We start from the raw sequence: 15,028 nt of genomic DNA on the forward strand, positions 1-15,028 counted from the left end.
ATACAAGAGATGGCGGGCGCTTCACCCGGTCGAATATTCGAGCGCGACAGCCGGCATCTGCAGCACCAACAGGTGAACGCCGCTCGCGCCGGCGAGGCAGCCGCCTGCATCTTCACCGGGCGAAAGATAGCGGCTCTCCCAGGCCTGCAGCCGCCGCTGCGGCGTTTCGAGCGCGCCGGCAAGGACCAACTGAAACTGGCCCGAGCCGCGCGCTTCGATCGGCTCGAGTCGCGAAAAGGGCGGCAGCTGCAGGGCGTAGGCCTCGAGGCCGTCCAGTGGCGCGATCAACGGGATCTGCCGTACCGACTCCAGGGCGCGAAGCGTTTCGATCGCCAGAGGCTCGTGCACGGGCCCGTGGGCATTGCGTTTCGGACCGCGCCGCAGCCGGTCCCGTGCGGCCGGAAGGAAGTTCGCGCCCGTTTCGTGCACCGCACGAATCGTGAAATAGCTCAAGCCGGCAGGGCCCGCCACCAGCGGACCGTAGCCCGTGAAGGCGCCGGCGTAGTGAACGGAGCCGGGGCCCACCGCGTGCGCACCCAGGGTGCCGCTGCCGGCCTTGACGACCTGGAACTGATTCTGCGTGTGGAAGTGCGGCGCAAGCACGGCGTTCGGCGGCTGCTCCACGAGGAACACGGTCGGAGACAGTCCCGGGCCGCGATCACTTTGCATCCACTCGCTTCGATGAAAGCTGAAGCCGTTCTCCAGCACCCGATGGTGGCGGGTTTCGCCGGCGAGGGCGGCTGAGCCGAGTGCAATCATCGCGTCACTCCAGCCGGGCCCCGGAGCTCTTGATGATGGCAGTCCAGCGGTCGACCTCGACCCGCACGAAGCTCTTGAACTCCGCAGCCGATTTGAATCGGGGCCGCCCTCCCAGGCCGATGATCCGCTGCGAGAAGTCCGGCGAGCGCACGATCTTCGCGAGTTCTTCGCTGACCTTGTCGACGACGGCCCTGGGCGTGCCGGCAGGCGCCAGCAAGCCGACCCACGGCACGAGATCGAAATCGGCCAGGCCACTCTCCGCGACCGTCGGAACCGAGGGCAGCACGGAGATGCGCTCGCTCGAGCTCACGGCGATCGGGCGCACCCGTCCGCCCGCCAGGAAAGGCTGGGCAGCGCCATAGGCGTCGAAGGAGACCTGCACCTGGCCCGCGGCCAGGTCCGTGAGCGACTTGGCGGCGCCTTGGTAAGGCACATGCGTCATTTCGATGCCGGTGCGCCGCATGAGCTCCGACATGGCGAGGTGCGACACGGAGCCATTGCCCGGCGAGGAGTAGTTCACCTTGCCCCGGTTCTCCTTCGCGTACGCGATCAGTTCCTCGAGCGACTTGATCGGCAGGGTGGTGTTCACCATCAGCACGAGCGGCGCGTCATAGATCAACCCGACGGGCTCGAAGTCCTTCACGCTGTCGTAGCGCACGTTCTTGTAGAGCACCGGATTGCCGGCCACGGCCGCGGATGCGGACAGGGTCATGATGCTGCCGTCGGCGGGCATTCGCGCGACCGCCTCGAGCGCGATGCTGCCGGACTGGCCGGGCATGTTCTCCACGATCAGGGTCCGGCCGATCGCCGGACCCAGGCGCTCAGCAAGAAGCCGGGCGACCGCATCGACGGACTGCCCTGCCGGGTAGCCCACGATGAGCTTGCCCGTGTCCTTTTGCGCGAAGGCCGCGGTGCCTGTGCACAGCAGCGCGACGATCGCGCTGTTGAAGGTGCGACGGATGATCTTCATGCTCGTCTCCTGGTCCGGCGCGTTCAGGGATGCGCGGGCTGCGCAGCGCCGAGCATCTGGATGATGGAGGAGAAGTCGAGCCGGCCCCGGCCCGCGGCGCAATGCATCGCGTAGACGGACGCGGCAGCCGCGCCGAGCAGCGCAGGCGAGTGGCTCGCGACGGCGGCTTGCTCGGCCAGCCGCAAGTCCTTGAGCATCAGTTCGGACGCGAAGCCGCCCTCGTAGCCGCGATTGGCGGGCGCGGACGGCACCAGGCCAGGCTCGGGTGCATAGCTCGTGAGGGCCCAGCACTGGCCCGAGGATGTCGAGGCAATCTCGAAAAACTTCCGGGCATCGAGGCCGAGGCGCTTGGCCAGGTAAAGCGCTTCCGACACCGCCAGCATGGAAATGCCTGCCAGCATGTTGTTGCAGATCTTCGCGGCCTGTCCAGCGCCGGCCGCGCCGGCGTGGATGATGTTCTTGCCCATCGCGCGCAGGAGCTCGAGTGCACGCGCAAAGGCAGCTTCCGTGCCGCCCGCCATGATGGTGAGCGTTCCCGCGGCGGCGCCGCCGACGCCGCCGGAGACGGGGGCGTCGAGCGTGGCGAGCCCCTTGGCCTGCAAGCTCTCGTGGAAGGTGGCGCAGGATGCGACATCGATCGTCGAGCAGTCGATGACCAGTGCGCCCGGGGCGAAGGGCAGCGCCCGCGCGGCGAGCACGTCCAGCACGTGGCGCCCGCTGGGCAGCATCGTGATCACGACTTCCGCGCCGGCCACTGCCTCGTCGACCGATGTGCGTGGGTGCAGCCCCGCGTCATGCGCACGCGCCATGGAGCCCGCGCTCACGTCGAAGCAGCGCACCTCGTGCCCTGCTTCCTTCAAGCGGCATGCCATGGGAAAGCCCATGTTGCCCAGTCCGATGAAACCGATGACAGCCATGATGTCTCCTTGTTCTCAGAAAGCCAACTCAGGTCATGTTGAAGATCACTGTCTTCTTGTGGGTGAAGTGGTCCAGCATCGCCTCCAGCGAGGCCTCGCGCCCCAGCCCCGATTGCTTCACGCCGCCATAGGACAGGCCGGGCTGGACGACGATGTTCTGGTTCACCTGCACGAAGCCGGCCTGCAGTCGCCGGGTGGCGTCCAGGGCCGTGTGCAGGTTCTGCGTCCAGATGGTCGCTGCCAGCCCGAAGTCGCTGTCGTTCGCCATCGTCAAGGCCTCTTCGTAGCTGGAGAAGCGGATCACGCAAGTCACGGGGCCGAAGATCTCTTCCCGCGCGAGGCGGGAGGCGTTGTCGAGCCCGGTGAAGATGACCGGCCTCACGAAGAGCCCTGAGCGAAGTGCTTCGCCCGCGGGCAGCTGCGAACATTCGTGCGCCTGGGCTCCGGGCTCGGAGCGGCCGCTCTCGATGTAGCCCAGCACCTTGTCGAGCTGAGGCCGCGAGATGATCGTGCCGATGTCCGTCTCTTCATGGAGCGGGTCGCCCATCTTCATTGCATCGACGCGCGCCTTGAGCATGGCGACGAATTCGTCGTGGACCTTCTCGTGTACGAGGATGCGGCTGGCCGCGGTGCAGCTCTGGCCCTGCCGGGTGAAGCGCATTCCGCTGACCGCGCCGGCGACGGCCTCGGGGAGGTCCGCGTCGTCCATCACGATCATCGGACTCTTGCCGCCCAGTTCGAGCGTGACGGGGATGAGCTTTTCCCCGGCAGTGCGCGCGACGATGCGGCCGGTCTCGACCGAGCCGGTGAAGGTCACCTTCCCGACGCTGGGGTGCGCGACGAGCGGCGCGCCGCAGTCCGCTCCGTAGCCGGAGACGATGTTCAGCACGCCCGGAGGAAGCGTCTGGTTGAGGATCTGGCACACGCGCAGAACCGCCAGCGGTGCCTCTTCCGCCGACTTCACGACGACTGTGTTGCCTGCCACCAGGGCCGGCGCGATCTTCAGCGCCATCAACATCATGGGGGCGTTCCAAGGAATGATCACGCCCACAACGCCGATCGGGTCGCGCTGGGTGAAGGTCAGCATGTCGGGGCTGAAGGGAACGGTCTCCCCCTTGAGCTCGGAGCCCAGGCCGCCGTAGAACTGCAATGCGTCGGCGACGACCGACGCCTCCACGCGGCTCTCGGTGCGCAGGGCCTTGCCGGTCTCCAGCGCGACCAGGCGCCCGAGTTCTTCCACGTGCTCGGCCAGAAGACGCGAGCATTCGGCCACGAGGGTGCCCCGCTTGCGCGCCGCCGTGGCGGCCCACGCAGGCTGGGCGCTTGCCGCAGCGGCGACCGCCTGGTCCACGTCGCTCGCATCGCTGTGCGCGGCCTGTCCGATCTCGCTTCCGGTGGCGGGGTTGATGACCGGGAAGGTGCGTCCCGAGCGTGCCTCGACCAGTGCGCCGCCGATCAGGTTGTACCCACTGATGGCGCGAGCGAGACGGTGCGGATTTATATCTGCAATGAGCTTGGCTTGAGTCATGCTGCGGCTCCTTTCATTGGTCGGCGGCAGCCAGCGGCGGCCAGCGCTTCTTGACCTTGATCACCCGGGCACTGCCGCGGCGCACGAAGCGGCGCGTGTCGTCGGTGCTCGCCTGGTAATCCCAGACCGGCTGCATGGCGTCGGGCAGAGAGTTGATGAACTTGCGCCTTGCCTGGCTGGCCAGCACCTGCTGCGTGATCGCCTCCGGGTCCCAGCGCGAGAGCACGCGCGTCTTGAGGTCGGCGACGACCTGCGGCTGTTGCTGCGCGATGTTGACCAGCTCGTTCGGGTCGGCCTCCATGTCGAACAGAAGGTCGGGATGGCCGTGCGTGTACACGTACTTGTACTTGCCGCGCCGGAGCATGCAGCAGGGGCCGGTCACCCCTTCGGCGGTGTATTCGACGAAGGCTTCCGCCTCGCCGCTGTCATCGCCCGTGGCGACCAGCGGCACGAGGCTGCGGCCGTCGATGGGTTCGACCCAGGCCGGTGCCTTCCCGTCGGTGGCGTAATCCACGAGGGTCGGCAGCAGGTCCACGTGCGAGACCGGGTCTGCAATGCGGCGCGGCTTGGGTGCCCGGGGATCGAAGACCAGCAGGGGCACCTTGGCCGACCAGTCGAAGAACACCCGCTTGAACCACATGCCGCGTTCTCCCAGCATGTCGCCGTGGTCGGAGGTGACCACCACGATCGTGTTGTCGTCGAAGCCGGCACGCTTGAGCGTTTCGAGCAGGCGCCCGACCTTGTCGTCGATGTAGCTGACCATCGCGTAGTAGGCGTGGCGCGCGCGGCGGACCTGTTCGTCGGTTGCGCCCTTCTCGTTGAGCCCGTGGGAGTACTGGACCCACTGGCTGAGCTTGTCGCGCTCCTGCATCGGCATGTCGCCGACGATGGGCAGGTTGATCTCTTCCGGCGAATACCGGTCGAGGTACTCCGGAGGGATGTGATAGGGGGGATGGGGATGCGTATAGGAAACGCACATGAAGAAGGGCTGCTCATCCTCCCGCGCCAGGTCGTACAGGCGCTGGATCGCCTTGGCCTCCACTTCCTCGTCGAAATCGAGCTGCAGGCTTCGGAAGCAGGAGCCGCTTTCATCCACCGTGCTCAGGTTGTGACCCGGCGAGTAGAAGCTGAATTCGCCTTCCGTCCAGTCGGCCACCCACCCGAAGTCCGCGGGATAGATGTCCGTGGTGAGCCGCTCCGCGAAGCCGTGCTTCTGGTCGGGCCCCACGAAGTGCATCTTGCCGCTGAGGATGGTCTTGTAGCCCTGCTGGGCGAGGTAGTAGGGCAGCGTCGGCGTGGCGGCCTGGAACTCGCAGGCGTTGTCGAACGCGCCGATGCGGGTCGCGAACTGGCCCGCCAGAAGCGAGAAGCGCGCCGGCGCGCACAGCGGGAAGTTGCAGTAGGCGTTCTCGAAAACGGCGGACCGCTCGGCGAGTGCCTGGAGATGAGGCGCCTTCACGACGGGATTGCCGTGGAAGGGCAGGACGGGGGCCGACAGTTGGTCGGCCATGACGAACAGGATGTTGGGTTTTCGCATGGGGGTCTCCTTGATTGCACAACGATTGCATTTCCGTTGTATGCAATATAGACTGGCTTCAACGATATGACAAGCGGAGAAAACATGAGCGACCCAACATCCCTCCCCCTCTCCGGGGTTCGCGTCCTGGATCTCACCCGCGCGCTGGCCGGGCCCTTCTGCACCATGGTCCTCGGCGACCTCGGCGCCGACGTGGTCAAGGTCGAGCCGACCGGCGGCGACATGATCCGCAACTGGGGGCCCTTCGACCGCGGCACCAGCGCCTACTACCTGAGCGGCAACCGGAACAAGCGCGGCATCGCCGTCAACTTCCGCGACCCTTCGGCGCTGGATCTGCTGCGAGACCTGGCCGCCGACTGCGATGTGGTCGTCGAGAATTTCCGGCCCGGCGCCATGGAGTCCATGGGCCTGGGCTACGAAGCGCTTGCAGCCGCGAACCCGCGTTTGATCTATGCGAGCGTGACCGGCTTCGGCCGCACGGGACCCGCCGGGGGCCGACCGGGCTTCGACCAGATCGCCCAGGGCTACTCGGGCCTCATGAGCGTCACGGGGACCGCCGAGTCCGGTCCGGTCCGGGTCGGAGTGGCGATCGGCGATCAGACCGCGGGCATGTGGTGCGCGATCGGCGTGCTCGCCGCCATTTCAGAGCGGCACGTGAGCGGCCGCGGCCGACGCGTCGAAACCTCCTTGCTGGCGGGCCTGGTCGGACTCATGAGCGTGCAGGCGCAGCGCTACCTGAGCCTCGGCGAGGTGCCGGCGCTCGCCGGGAACACCCACCCCGTCATTTCGCCGTACGGCGTGTTCGAGACCGCCGACGGCCCCTTGAACATCGCGCCGGCGACCGCCGAGATGTGGAAGCGGCTTTGCGAGGTGCTCGAACTGCGGCAACTGGTCGACGATCCGCGCTACGCCACCAACGCCGCGCGGATCGAGCGGCGCCTGGAACTCAAGGCGCTCGTCGAGGCGAGATTGAAGGAGCGCAGCCGCTCCGAATGGACGCAGCGGCTGCTCGCCGCCGACATCCCGGCCGGCCCCATCAACAACCTGGCCGACGTCTTCGCGGATGAACAGGTGCTCCACTCGCAGCTCGTGGAGGAGGTGCAGCACCCCGAGCTCGGCGCGATCCGGCAGGTGGGCAGCCCGATCTCGTTCGACGGCCGCCTGGGCGGGTCGATCCGCCGTGCACCCCCGGTCCTGGGGGAACACACCTTCGAAGTACTTCGGGAACACGGCTACGCAGAGGCGGACCTCCAGGCGCTGGCTCGCAAGGGGGTGATCGTGCAGCATGCACAGGGAATCGGCGCATGAACACCGACTCGGCGCCCACGCTGGAGATGGCAGGCTCGATGGCGATCATCACCTTGCGCCGTCCGGGACAACACAACCGCATCGATCCGGACGACCCCGCGGTCCTGCTGCAACACATCGAGCAAGTCCGCGCCGCGCCTTCGGTGCGCCTGCTCGTTCTCACCGGTGAAGGTGAAAAGACCTTCTGCTCGGGCTATACGCTGGGCCAGATCGGCGCACGCCTGGATCGGTCTCTCGAGGAAATGCTCGACGCCCTGGAGGCCATCGAGATCCCCACGCTGTGCGCCATGAATGGCAGCGCCTATGGCGGCGGCACCGACCTGGCCCTGGCGTGCGACTTCCGGATCGGCGTGCGTGGATGCCGCCTCTTCATGCCCGCCGCGAGGTTCGGCCTGCACTACTACCCGGGCGGGTTGCGGCGCTTCGTCACGCGGCTTGGCTGTTCGGCCAGCAAGAAGATCTTCCTCACCGGGATGACGATGGACAGCGAGGAACTGCTCAGAACCGGCTTCCTCACGGAGCTGGTGGAACGCGATGAGCTGCAGCCGCGGATCGACCTGTACCGCGACAACATCGCTCGCTGCGACGCGCAGGCAGTCCGCTCGATGAAACGTCACATCAACGCCATTTCGGCGGGCGAATGGGACGAGGCCTCAGGCAGGGCTGCGTACGAAGCCTCCATGTCGTCGGAGGAAACGGTCAGGCGCCTGGCGAAAGTGGCGGAGCTGGCAGCGAGGTGATCGCCAGGCCTCACGCCTTCTATTCATGCATCTGGCAGGCGGCAAAGCCACGCTCCGTCACTTTGAGAACGACAGCGGGTGCGCTGTAGCGATAGCTTTCCTCTTCCAGGAGCATCGGTGGAATGTCGGCTTCCACGAAGCCCGTGGCCTTCAAGACCAGCAGTTTCTCGATGTCATCCGGTTCGAGCACTGTCGAAGGCATGCGCGCTTCGCAGAGCGCGGCAAGCAGTTTCATTGGCAACTTCGTTCCTCCCCTCTTCGTCGCAGCTGTCGACTTTATGACAAGCGGCGGCCCACGACGCGTGAAGAGCGGGATAGTCGGCTACGGCTGGTATCAGCTTGTAACGACACCAAAGGCACCGCGGCCTGTGCCGGCAAATCAACGCCGGCGGTGAAGTCCGGCCGATCGCTGCTGCGCGGGCTTGTCGGCACGGCGAGCGACCCGGCAGAATGGTCAGCGTCTTGCTCTTGGGCGATCGCGACGTCGACGAAGTGCCTGGCTTTGTCGACAGCGCGCGCTCGTCGGAGAGCGGCCCCGTCAAGGCGACTCGCCCCTTGAAATCCCGACCTTCGTGGATGTCCGCTGAAGCGCGAGCACCTCTTCTCATTTCGATTGCGCCATACCTTTGCGCTTCGCCCGTTGCGCACAGGTACGGATGCAGTGCAGGTCTCACGCTGACTCGAGGTCGAACCTGAAGCGATGACCAAGTACCGCCGAGTCGTGACCGGGCCGGAACAAGTGGTCTCGCAAAGTGCACTGCGGAGTTGGCTCAGGCTGCCATCTCCTCAAGCGTCTTCCCGGCTTCGAGTGCCTCTTTGAGCCAGCGCGGCTTGGGTCCCATTCCCGACCAGGTGTGTCCCGCCTGATCCCGGTAAGCAACCTTGGCCTTGCGCTTCTTGGCAGTTCGCCCCTTCGGACTCTGCGCTTTCGGCGGCAAGGACTCGGTGGCGAATTCGTCGAGCGCGCGGCCCGCGTTGAGCGCATCGCGCAGCCAGAACGGGCGCTTTCCCATTCCCGACCAGGAGTTCCCCTGACCGTCGCTGTACTTGGCAGCCCGAACCGGCGCGGCCTTTTTCGCCTTCGCCTTCGAATTGACTGAACCAGACTTCGCGTTGAAGCCCAATTGCCCTGCCGTCAGCCCGTAATGGGCAATGGCCACTTTGATACGGTCGACCACTTCCTTGACTTCCTGATCGCGAATCTTGTCTGCCCGGCGCTGTAGTGCCTCGATTTGCTTCTGGATTTGCTTGTAACTCTGAGCCATTGAATGAGGTCTCCAAGATTGAGGTGAGAGTGCGACTTTAATCGCATTGACGGGTTGCCCGAAATTGCGACCTCACGCAGGCAAGACTCAGAGTGCTTTATTCCAAGCCCAACCGTCAATCGTTGACTCTGACTCAGGGGCCTGTGTGCCGCCTCAATCGGGTTTGATGTTCTGCATCTTCACGAGCTCCGTCCACCGCGTGGTGTCCCGCACCAGGCGTTCGTGAAACTCCTCAGGGGTCGAGACTTCGACCTCGAAGCCTTGCGCAGTGAGCGCTTTCTGCTCTTCGCGCAGGATCTCGTGGACTTCACGGTTGAGGCGGGCGATCAGCTCCGGCGGCGTGCCTTTCGGCGCGAACATGCCATACCAGATGTTGCCGTCGACGCCCTGTACATTGCCTTCCGCCATCGATGGCACGCCCGGAAGCACGGGCGAGCGCTTGTCGCCGGTGATGGCCAGCGGCACCAGCTTGCCGGAGCGCACGTGGGGTGCGGCGGCGATTGCGGTGACCGGTGCCATGTCGATCTGCCCGCCCAGGATGTCCGTCAGCTGCTGCGCCGAGCCCCGGTAGGGGATGTGCATGATGTACGTCTGCGTCTTCGCCTTGAACAGTTCCGCTGCCAGGTGGTTGGGCGTGCCGTTGCCGGGTGAGCCGTAGCTCAGGCGGCCCGGCGACTGGCGGACGGCGGCGAGGAAGTCGCCGATGGTTTTCATCCCGGTGCCGGGGTGCGTCACGAACACCAGCCGGCTCCACCCCATGAGCGTGACGGGCGCGAGGTCCTTGCTCGCGTCGAACGGCAGACTCTTCTGCAAGGGCGCGCCCGTGGCGAGACTGCTTGCATGGATCAACAGCGTGCTGCCGTTCGGCGCGGCGCGCACGACGGCTTCGGTCCCGATGTTGCCGGAGGCGCCGACGCGGTTGTCGACCACGACCGTGCGGCCGATGCGCTCCGACAGCTTGGGCGCGATCGTCCGTGCGAGAAGGTCGGGGGTCGATCCGGGGGTGGTCGGGATGATCAGGCGCACCGGGCCATCCGGGAAGTTCTGGGCGTGCGCGCTGGGCGACAGCAGTGCTGCGGCGGCGCACAGGGCCGCCGCAGCAACGGACATGGGTAATCTCATGGTTGTCTCCTTGGTGGATCTCGGTGGCAGACGATGGCGCACGAACGCTCCAGCGCTTCGATGTCCGCGTCGCTCATTTGCAGCCGCTCCCGCAGCACCTGCGCCGTGTCGCCGCCCAGCGCGGCAACCCGGGCGCCCGGCAGCGGTCGGCGGCCATCGAAGCTGAAGGGCAGGCGCGTGCTGAAGTATTCGTGCGGGCCGTCGATGACGGGCGCGAAACTCTCGCGCTGCGCGAACTGCGGTTCGCGCATGGCCTCCTCGACGCGCAGGTAGCGGGTGCAGGGCACGCCCTGGGCAGACAGGATGCGCTCGCATTCGGCGGCCGTGCGCTGCATCGTCCACGACTCGATCCGGCGCATGTACTCGGACCAGTTGCAAAAGCGTGCTGCGTCGGTCGCCAGCAGCGGATCCTCGGCCCACTCGGGGTGGCCGAGGGCCGCGCAGAGCTTGACGAAGTTGCGCGCATTGATCGGGGTGACGAGCACGTAGCCGTCGCGTGCCCGAAGCGGCTTGTAGCTGGGCCGCGGCTGCGCCGCACCCGCCTGCGCCGCTTGAAGCTCGTAGGGCAGCACGTTCATCACGCTGTCCATCAGGTTCACGTCGATGTGGGTGCCGAGGCCGGTGCGCTGGCGCTGCAGCAGCGCCGTCTGGATCGACATCGCAGCGAACATGGCCGTGAGGATGTCCGCCATGGGCACGTTGGAGCCGACGGGCCGGCCCTCCGCGTCCTCGCCCAGGGCGTGGTCGAAGCCGCTCGCGGCGTGCACGATCGGCGCGTAGGCCGGGCGGTGAGACAGCGCCGTGTCCTGCCCGAACCCGGAGATGGAGCAGTAGATCAGCCTCGGGTTCTGCAGGCGCAACGCTGCCGCACCCAGGCCCAGCCGCGCCATCACGCCCGGACGGAATGCTTCCACCACGATGTCCGCGCTGGCTGCGAGGGTGCGCGCGATCTCCACGGCCGCCGCTTGCTTCAGGTCGAGGGCGATGCAGCGCTTGCCGCAGTTCAGGTGGCCGAAGTAGGCGCTGTGGCCCTCCCGAAGCGGAGGGCGATGGCGCATGTGATCGCCCTCGGGCGGCTCGACCTTGATGACCTCGGCGCCCAGGTCGCCCAGCCAGCGCGCGCAGTACGGGCCCGCGATCATCGCGGAGAAGTCGATCACTCGCAGGCCTCGAAGGGCGTCGGCAGGCGCGTCGTGGGACATCGTCAGTAGGAGGGGAAGGAAAGGCCGCCATTGATGCTCATGGTCGAACCCGTGATCTGGTCCGATGCAGGGCTGGCAAGGAACAGGATGTAGTCCGCCAGGTCCTGTGCGGTGTTGATGCGAAAGCCCACCTGCGCATGGGCCTTCGAGAAGGCCTTGACGAGCGTGTCCTCCCGCATCGCCTCCTTCGCCGCCAGGTAGGCGTCGTAGGGCGGCGTGCCGGAGGTGATGGTCGTCGCGACGGCGTTGATGCGGATCCCGTCGCGCGCGAGCTCCTTCGCAAGCGAACGGGTGAGCGACATGATGGCCGCGCCGGCGGCCCCCACCATGGACTCGCTCGGCGTCGGCGTGCGCGCGGCGTCCGTGGTGAGCAGGATGATCTTGCCGCTGCCCTGTTCCCGCATGACGGGGACGGCCGCGTGCAGCCCGTTCAGGCGGGGCCGGAGCCGGCTCTGCAGCAGCGCAAGGCTGTGCTCGGGCGTCGCCATCTCGCGGAACAGCACGGGTCGCGGCTCGCGTGGCCCGCCGCTGCTCAGGTACACGTCGAGCCGGCCGAAGCGCTCGCGGGCCACGGCCACCAGTTGCTGCGCATCCTCGAAGCGCATCAGGTCGCCGCGCACGAAATGCGCTTCGCCCCGCCCTTTCGCGCACAACCCCTCGATCTCGCGACCGGCGGCTTCGTCGGTGCCCTGGAACACCACGCGCGCACCGTTCGCGGCCAGGGTCGTCACGGCCGCGCGACCGATGCCCTTCGTACCGCCCGTCACGGCGACCGAAAGGCCCTCCAGGTCTGCGTGCAGGGCGCTCATGGCCGATCGCGCCCTTCGTCGCCGTAGCGTTCTTCGCGCCCGTGCGACGCGCTGCGTACGCCTTCGTCGCGGCGCTTCTTCATGAAGTTGTATTCGTCTTCCTCATAGCGGATATTGGTGCTGAGTGCGTGCATCACATAGCCATGGGCGAACTGGCTCGTCATTCCGAGCGAGTCGAGGGCCAGGTTCGTCGCCGCCTTGCCGAAGGCAATGGCGTCGCGCGGGAGCTTGGCGATGCGCTCGGCCCAGTGCTCGCCCGCGCTCTCTAGCTCCGCATCCGGCACGACCTTGTTGACCAGGCCCATCTGCACGGCTTCCTCGGGCTTCAGCATGTCGGCGATCAGCAGCAACTCGCGCGCCTTCTTCGGCCCCGCGGCGAGGATGTTCCAGGCGGTCATGTACGCGGCGCCGGCCAGCCCGGCCTTCTGCTCGGGATGGCCGATCCGCGCGGCATCGCTCGCGATGGCCAGGTCGCAAGCCTCCACGATGTGGAGCCCGGCGCCCACGCAGATGCCGCGCACGAGAGCGATCGTCGGCTTGCTGCAATAGAACAGGTCGCGGAATTGATTCAGGTGGCGGCGGTCGAAGTCGAGCCGCGCCCGCTGGCTCGGCCTGCGGCCCTTGCCGGAGGGATCGAAGCCATACTCGCTGCCGATCTCCGCCAGGTCGTGGCCGGCGCTGAAGTGGCCGCCCGCGCCGGTGATGATCACCACGCGCACGTCGTCGTCCTGCTCCGCATCGGCGATGCACGCCATGAGACGGTCGAAGGCCGCGTAGCTGAGGGCATTGCGCTTCTCGGGCCGGTTGAAGGTGACATAGGCCTTGCCCTCCCGCTTCTCGTACAGGACCATCCCGTCGACCGGGGTCTCGTCTTTGCTCATCGATGGCTTTCGGTTTCGGTGTCGTGGGCCGCCAGTTCGGCACGGATGCGCGCGCCGTCGGCATCGACGAGCGGCGGGGCGCCGGCCGGGTCGAGCTGCCGGCGGTCGAAGCGTGCGGGAAAGCGCGGAACGCGCATCGGACCGGCCGGCGATGGCAGCTCGCGGTAGATGCGGTTGTGCTTCACCTGCGCGTCGGCGAGGTGCTCGTCGAGCGTGCGCACCGGAGCGATCGGCACGTCGAAAGGTTCGAGCAGCGCGAGCCAATGCGCCGTCGGCTTGGTGGACATGATCTCGTTGAGGTGCGCGTAGAGACAGTCGACCATCTCGCCGTGGTCGTCGATCGCCAACATCTGCGCCTTGATGTCGGGCCGCTCCAGGGCCTTGAGCGTGCGCGAGATCTGCCCGCCGTTGACCGGCGCAACGACCACGTGGCCGTCGGAAGTCCGCACCACCGGGTTGAAGGCAGGCCGCCAAGGCGTCTCGTCCTCGGTGAAGGTGCGATGCTGGAACATATCGGGGAAGTTGAAGTACGCCATCACGTCCAGCATCGGCAGCGAGACGTGGCTGCCCTTGCCGGTGTGCTCTCTTGCGTACAGCGCCGCGAGGATCGATTGCGCGCCGAAGGCGGCCACCACCTTGTCGACCACCCAGTACGGCGCGACGTCGGGCGCACCGGCCGCACTGAGGAGGTGGACCATGCCGGTGTGCCCCTGGATCAGCGAGTCGTAGGCCGGCGCGCGCGACAGCGGCCCGCTGTCGCCGAAGCCCGTGATGGACAGCCGCACCAGTCGCGGATTGAGGGCTTCGAGCACCTCCTGGCCGAGGCCGAGCGAACCTGCGACGTGGGGCCGCCAGTTCTCCACCAGCACGTCGGCGGTGGCGAGCAGCGCCTTCATGGTGGCCAGATCCGGGGCTGACTTGAGGTCGAGCACGATGCTGCGCTTGCCGCGGTTGATGTTCGACCAGAGCGCGCTGAAGCCGGCGACCTTGTGGCCGAAGGCGCGGAAGCCATCGCCGCCCGGCGGCTCGACCTTGACGACGGTCGCGCCGAGGTCGGCCAGCATGGTGGCAGCGAGCGGGCCGGTCATGTAGCTGGAGGAATCGACGACGCGGATGCCCGCGAGCGGGCCCTGGCTTGGCGTGTCGGCGGAAGAACGCTTGATTGGGTCATCCATTCGAGTTATTATGGGTCACCCAATCGACATGCGTCAAGCTCCCTTCATGCCGACATCCCATCCCGCATCGAGCAGGGCGCTTTCCGGAGCGTTGTTCCGTCCCGTGACCGGCCCGCGTCCCGCCACGGAAATCATTCAGCAGATCCGCGAGCTCATCCACGGGCAGCGCCTGAAGGCCGACGACAGGTTGCCGCCGGAGCGCGACCTCGCCGAGCAGTTCGGCGTCAGCCGCAACTCGGTGCGCCAAGCCCTGAGGTCGCTGGAAGAACAGGGGCTGCTGGCGATCCGCAAGGGCGCCACCGGCGGCGCCTTCATCCAGGGCGGCGGCGCCGTCGCGGTGCCCACGCTCATGTCGGACCTCTTCTCGCTGGGCGCGATTCGCCCGCAGGACCTGACGGAGGTGCGTGTGCTGATCGGCGTCGAAGTCGTGCGGCTCGCCTGCGAACGTTGCGCCGAGGAGGACATCGACCGGCTCGAAGACAACGTCGACGCCGCGGAGGAAGCGGTCAGGACCGGGGACCTCGAAAGCCGGACCCGGCTCAACCTCGAGTTCCACAAGATGCTCGCGCGGATGTCGGGCAACAGTCTTCTCATCGCGATCACGGATGGCGTGGTCACCATCACCAAGCAGTTCGTGGACCGCATCGGCCGCACGCCGACGAGCTACGTCATGCCGTTTCGACGGCGTCTCCTCAAACTGCTGCGCGCCAGGGATGCCGACGGGGCGGCCGCGGAGATGCGCCGCCACCTGCTGCAGCAGCAGAAGCTCTACCTCAAGGCCGCCGCCAACCTGGAGGCATCCGGCCCGCACTGAA

Annotated in this window: 15 protein-coding genes; 3 read left to right on the top strand and 12 right to left on the bottom strand. The window is 67.0% G+C overall.

The window, feature by feature from the left end; translation table 11 throughout:
- Positions 1-21: 21 nt before the first annotated feature.
- From AC3A6X_RS06665 to betC, 5 genes are read right to left on the bottom strand one after another with little or no spacing between them, the layout of a single operon-like run.
- Positions 22-759 (bottom strand): hypothetical protein, encoded by a 738-nt coding sequence (locus tag AC3A6X_RS06665; RefSeq protein ID WP_487841432.1) that lies wholly within the window; start codon positions 757-759, stop codon positions 22-24.
- A gap of 4 nt (positions 760-763) precedes the next feature.
- Positions 764-1,729 carry a Bug family tripartite tricarboxylate transporter substrate binding protein gene (locus AC3A6X_RS06670; protein ID WP_487841433.1) on the bottom strand — a complete coding sequence of 322 codons (966 nt, stop codon included), beginning with the start codon at positions 1,727-1,729 and terminating at the stop codon, positions 764-766.
- Positions 1,730-1,752: 23 nt separating this feature from the next.
- A complete protein-coding gene (gene mmsB / locus AC3A6X_RS06675) occupies positions 1,753-2,646 on the bottom strand; it encodes a 3-hydroxyisobutyrate dehydrogenase (protein WP_487841434.1) in 894 nt (297 codons plus the stop codon).
- 28 nt (positions 2,647-2,674) lie between these two features.
- Complete coding sequence (locus AC3A6X_RS06680) at positions 2,675-4,174, bottom strand: aldehyde dehydrogenase family protein (RefSeq protein WP_487841435.1); 1,500 nt, start codon at positions 4,172-4,174, stop codon at positions 2,675-2,677.
- 13 nt (positions 4,175-4,187) lie between these two features.
- A complete protein-coding gene (betC, locus tag AC3A6X_RS06685) occupies positions 4,188-5,711 on the bottom strand; it encodes a choline-sulfatase (RefSeq protein ID WP_487841436.1) in 1,524 nt (507 codons plus the stop codon).
- A gap of 84 nt (positions 5,712-5,795) precedes the next feature.
- Here betC and AC3A6X_RS06690 point away from each other — a divergent pair, with 84 nt between their 5' ends.
- Together AC3A6X_RS06690 and AC3A6X_RS06695 are read left to right on the top strand one after the other, a co-directional pair.
- Positions 5,796-7,019: a CaiB/BaiF CoA transferase family protein gene (locus AC3A6X_RS06690; protein WP_487841437.1), complete on the top strand. Its 1,224-nt coding sequence runs from the start codon at positions 5,796-5,798 to the stop codon at positions 7,017-7,019.
- Entirely contained in the window at positions 7,016-7,759 is a 744-nt protein-coding gene (locus AC3A6X_RS06695) for an enoyl-CoA hydratase/isomerase family protein (protein ID WP_487841438.1), read from the top strand. Before AC3A6X_RS06690 ends, AC3A6X_RS06695 begins: the two co-directional genes overlap by 4 nt.
- 19 nt (positions 7,760-7,778) lie before the next feature.
- On the opposite strand, the gene AC3A6X_RS06700 is transcribed toward AC3A6X_RS06695, so the two are convergent.
- The 7 genes from AC3A6X_RS06700 to AC3A6X_RS06730 form a co-directional block, all read right to left on the bottom strand.
- Positions 7,779-7,994: a hypothetical protein gene (locus AC3A6X_RS06700; RefSeq protein WP_487841439.1), complete on the bottom strand. Its 216-nt coding sequence runs from the start codon at positions 7,992-7,994 to the stop codon at positions 7,779-7,781.
- A gap of 535 nt (positions 7,995-8,529) precedes the next feature.
- A complete protein-coding gene (locus AC3A6X_RS06705; RefSeq protein ID WP_487841440.1) occupies positions 8,530-9,024 on the bottom strand; it encodes an H-NS family nucleoid-associated regulatory protein in 495 nt (164 codons plus the stop codon).
- 153 nt (positions 9,025-9,177) lie between these two features.
- Entirely contained in the window at positions 9,178-10,146 is a 969-nt protein-coding gene (locus tag AC3A6X_RS06710) for a tripartite tricarboxylate transporter substrate binding protein (protein ID WP_487841441.1), read from the bottom strand.
- The gene (locus tag AC3A6X_RS06715; protein ID WP_487841442.1) at positions 10,143-11,348 is read right to left on the bottom strand and encodes a CaiB/BaiF CoA transferase family protein; all 1,206 of its coding nucleotides are present in this window, start codon (positions 11,346-11,348) and stop codon (positions 10,143-10,145) included. Before AC3A6X_RS06715 ends, AC3A6X_RS06710 begins: the two co-directional genes overlap by 4 nt.
- Positions 11,349-11,350: 2 nt before the next feature.
- Positions 11,351-12,157, bottom strand: a complete 807-nt coding sequence (locus tag AC3A6X_RS06720; protein WP_487841443.1) for an SDR family NAD(P)-dependent oxidoreductase — start codon at positions 12,155-12,157, stop codon at positions 11,351-11,353.
- The gene (locus AC3A6X_RS06725) at positions 12,154-13,038 is read right to left on the bottom strand and encodes an enoyl-CoA hydratase/isomerase family protein (protein ID WP_487841444.1); all 885 of its coding nucleotides are present in this window, start codon (positions 13,036-13,038) and stop codon (positions 12,154-12,156) included. Before AC3A6X_RS06725 ends, AC3A6X_RS06720 begins: the two co-directional genes overlap by 4 nt.
- Complete coding sequence (locus tag AC3A6X_RS06730; RefSeq protein WP_487841445.1) at positions 13,035-14,213, bottom strand: CaiB/BaiF CoA transferase family protein; 1,179 nt, start codon at positions 14,211-14,213, stop codon at positions 13,035-13,037. The genes AC3A6X_RS06725 and AC3A6X_RS06730 overlap by 4 nt, the downstream gene beginning before the upstream one ends.
- A gap of 46 nt (positions 14,214-14,259) precedes the next feature.
- Between AC3A6X_RS06730 and AC3A6X_RS06735 the strand changes: the two genes are divergently transcribed.
- On the top strand, positions 14,260-15,027 hold the full coding sequence (locus AC3A6X_RS06735) for a FadR/GntR family transcriptional regulator (RefSeq protein ID WP_487841446.1): 768 nt from the start codon (positions 14,260-14,262) through the stop codon (positions 15,025-15,027).
- Position 15,028 lies beyond the last annotated feature (1 nt).

The organism is Variovorax sp. Soil_C_12 (assembly GCF_057657375.1).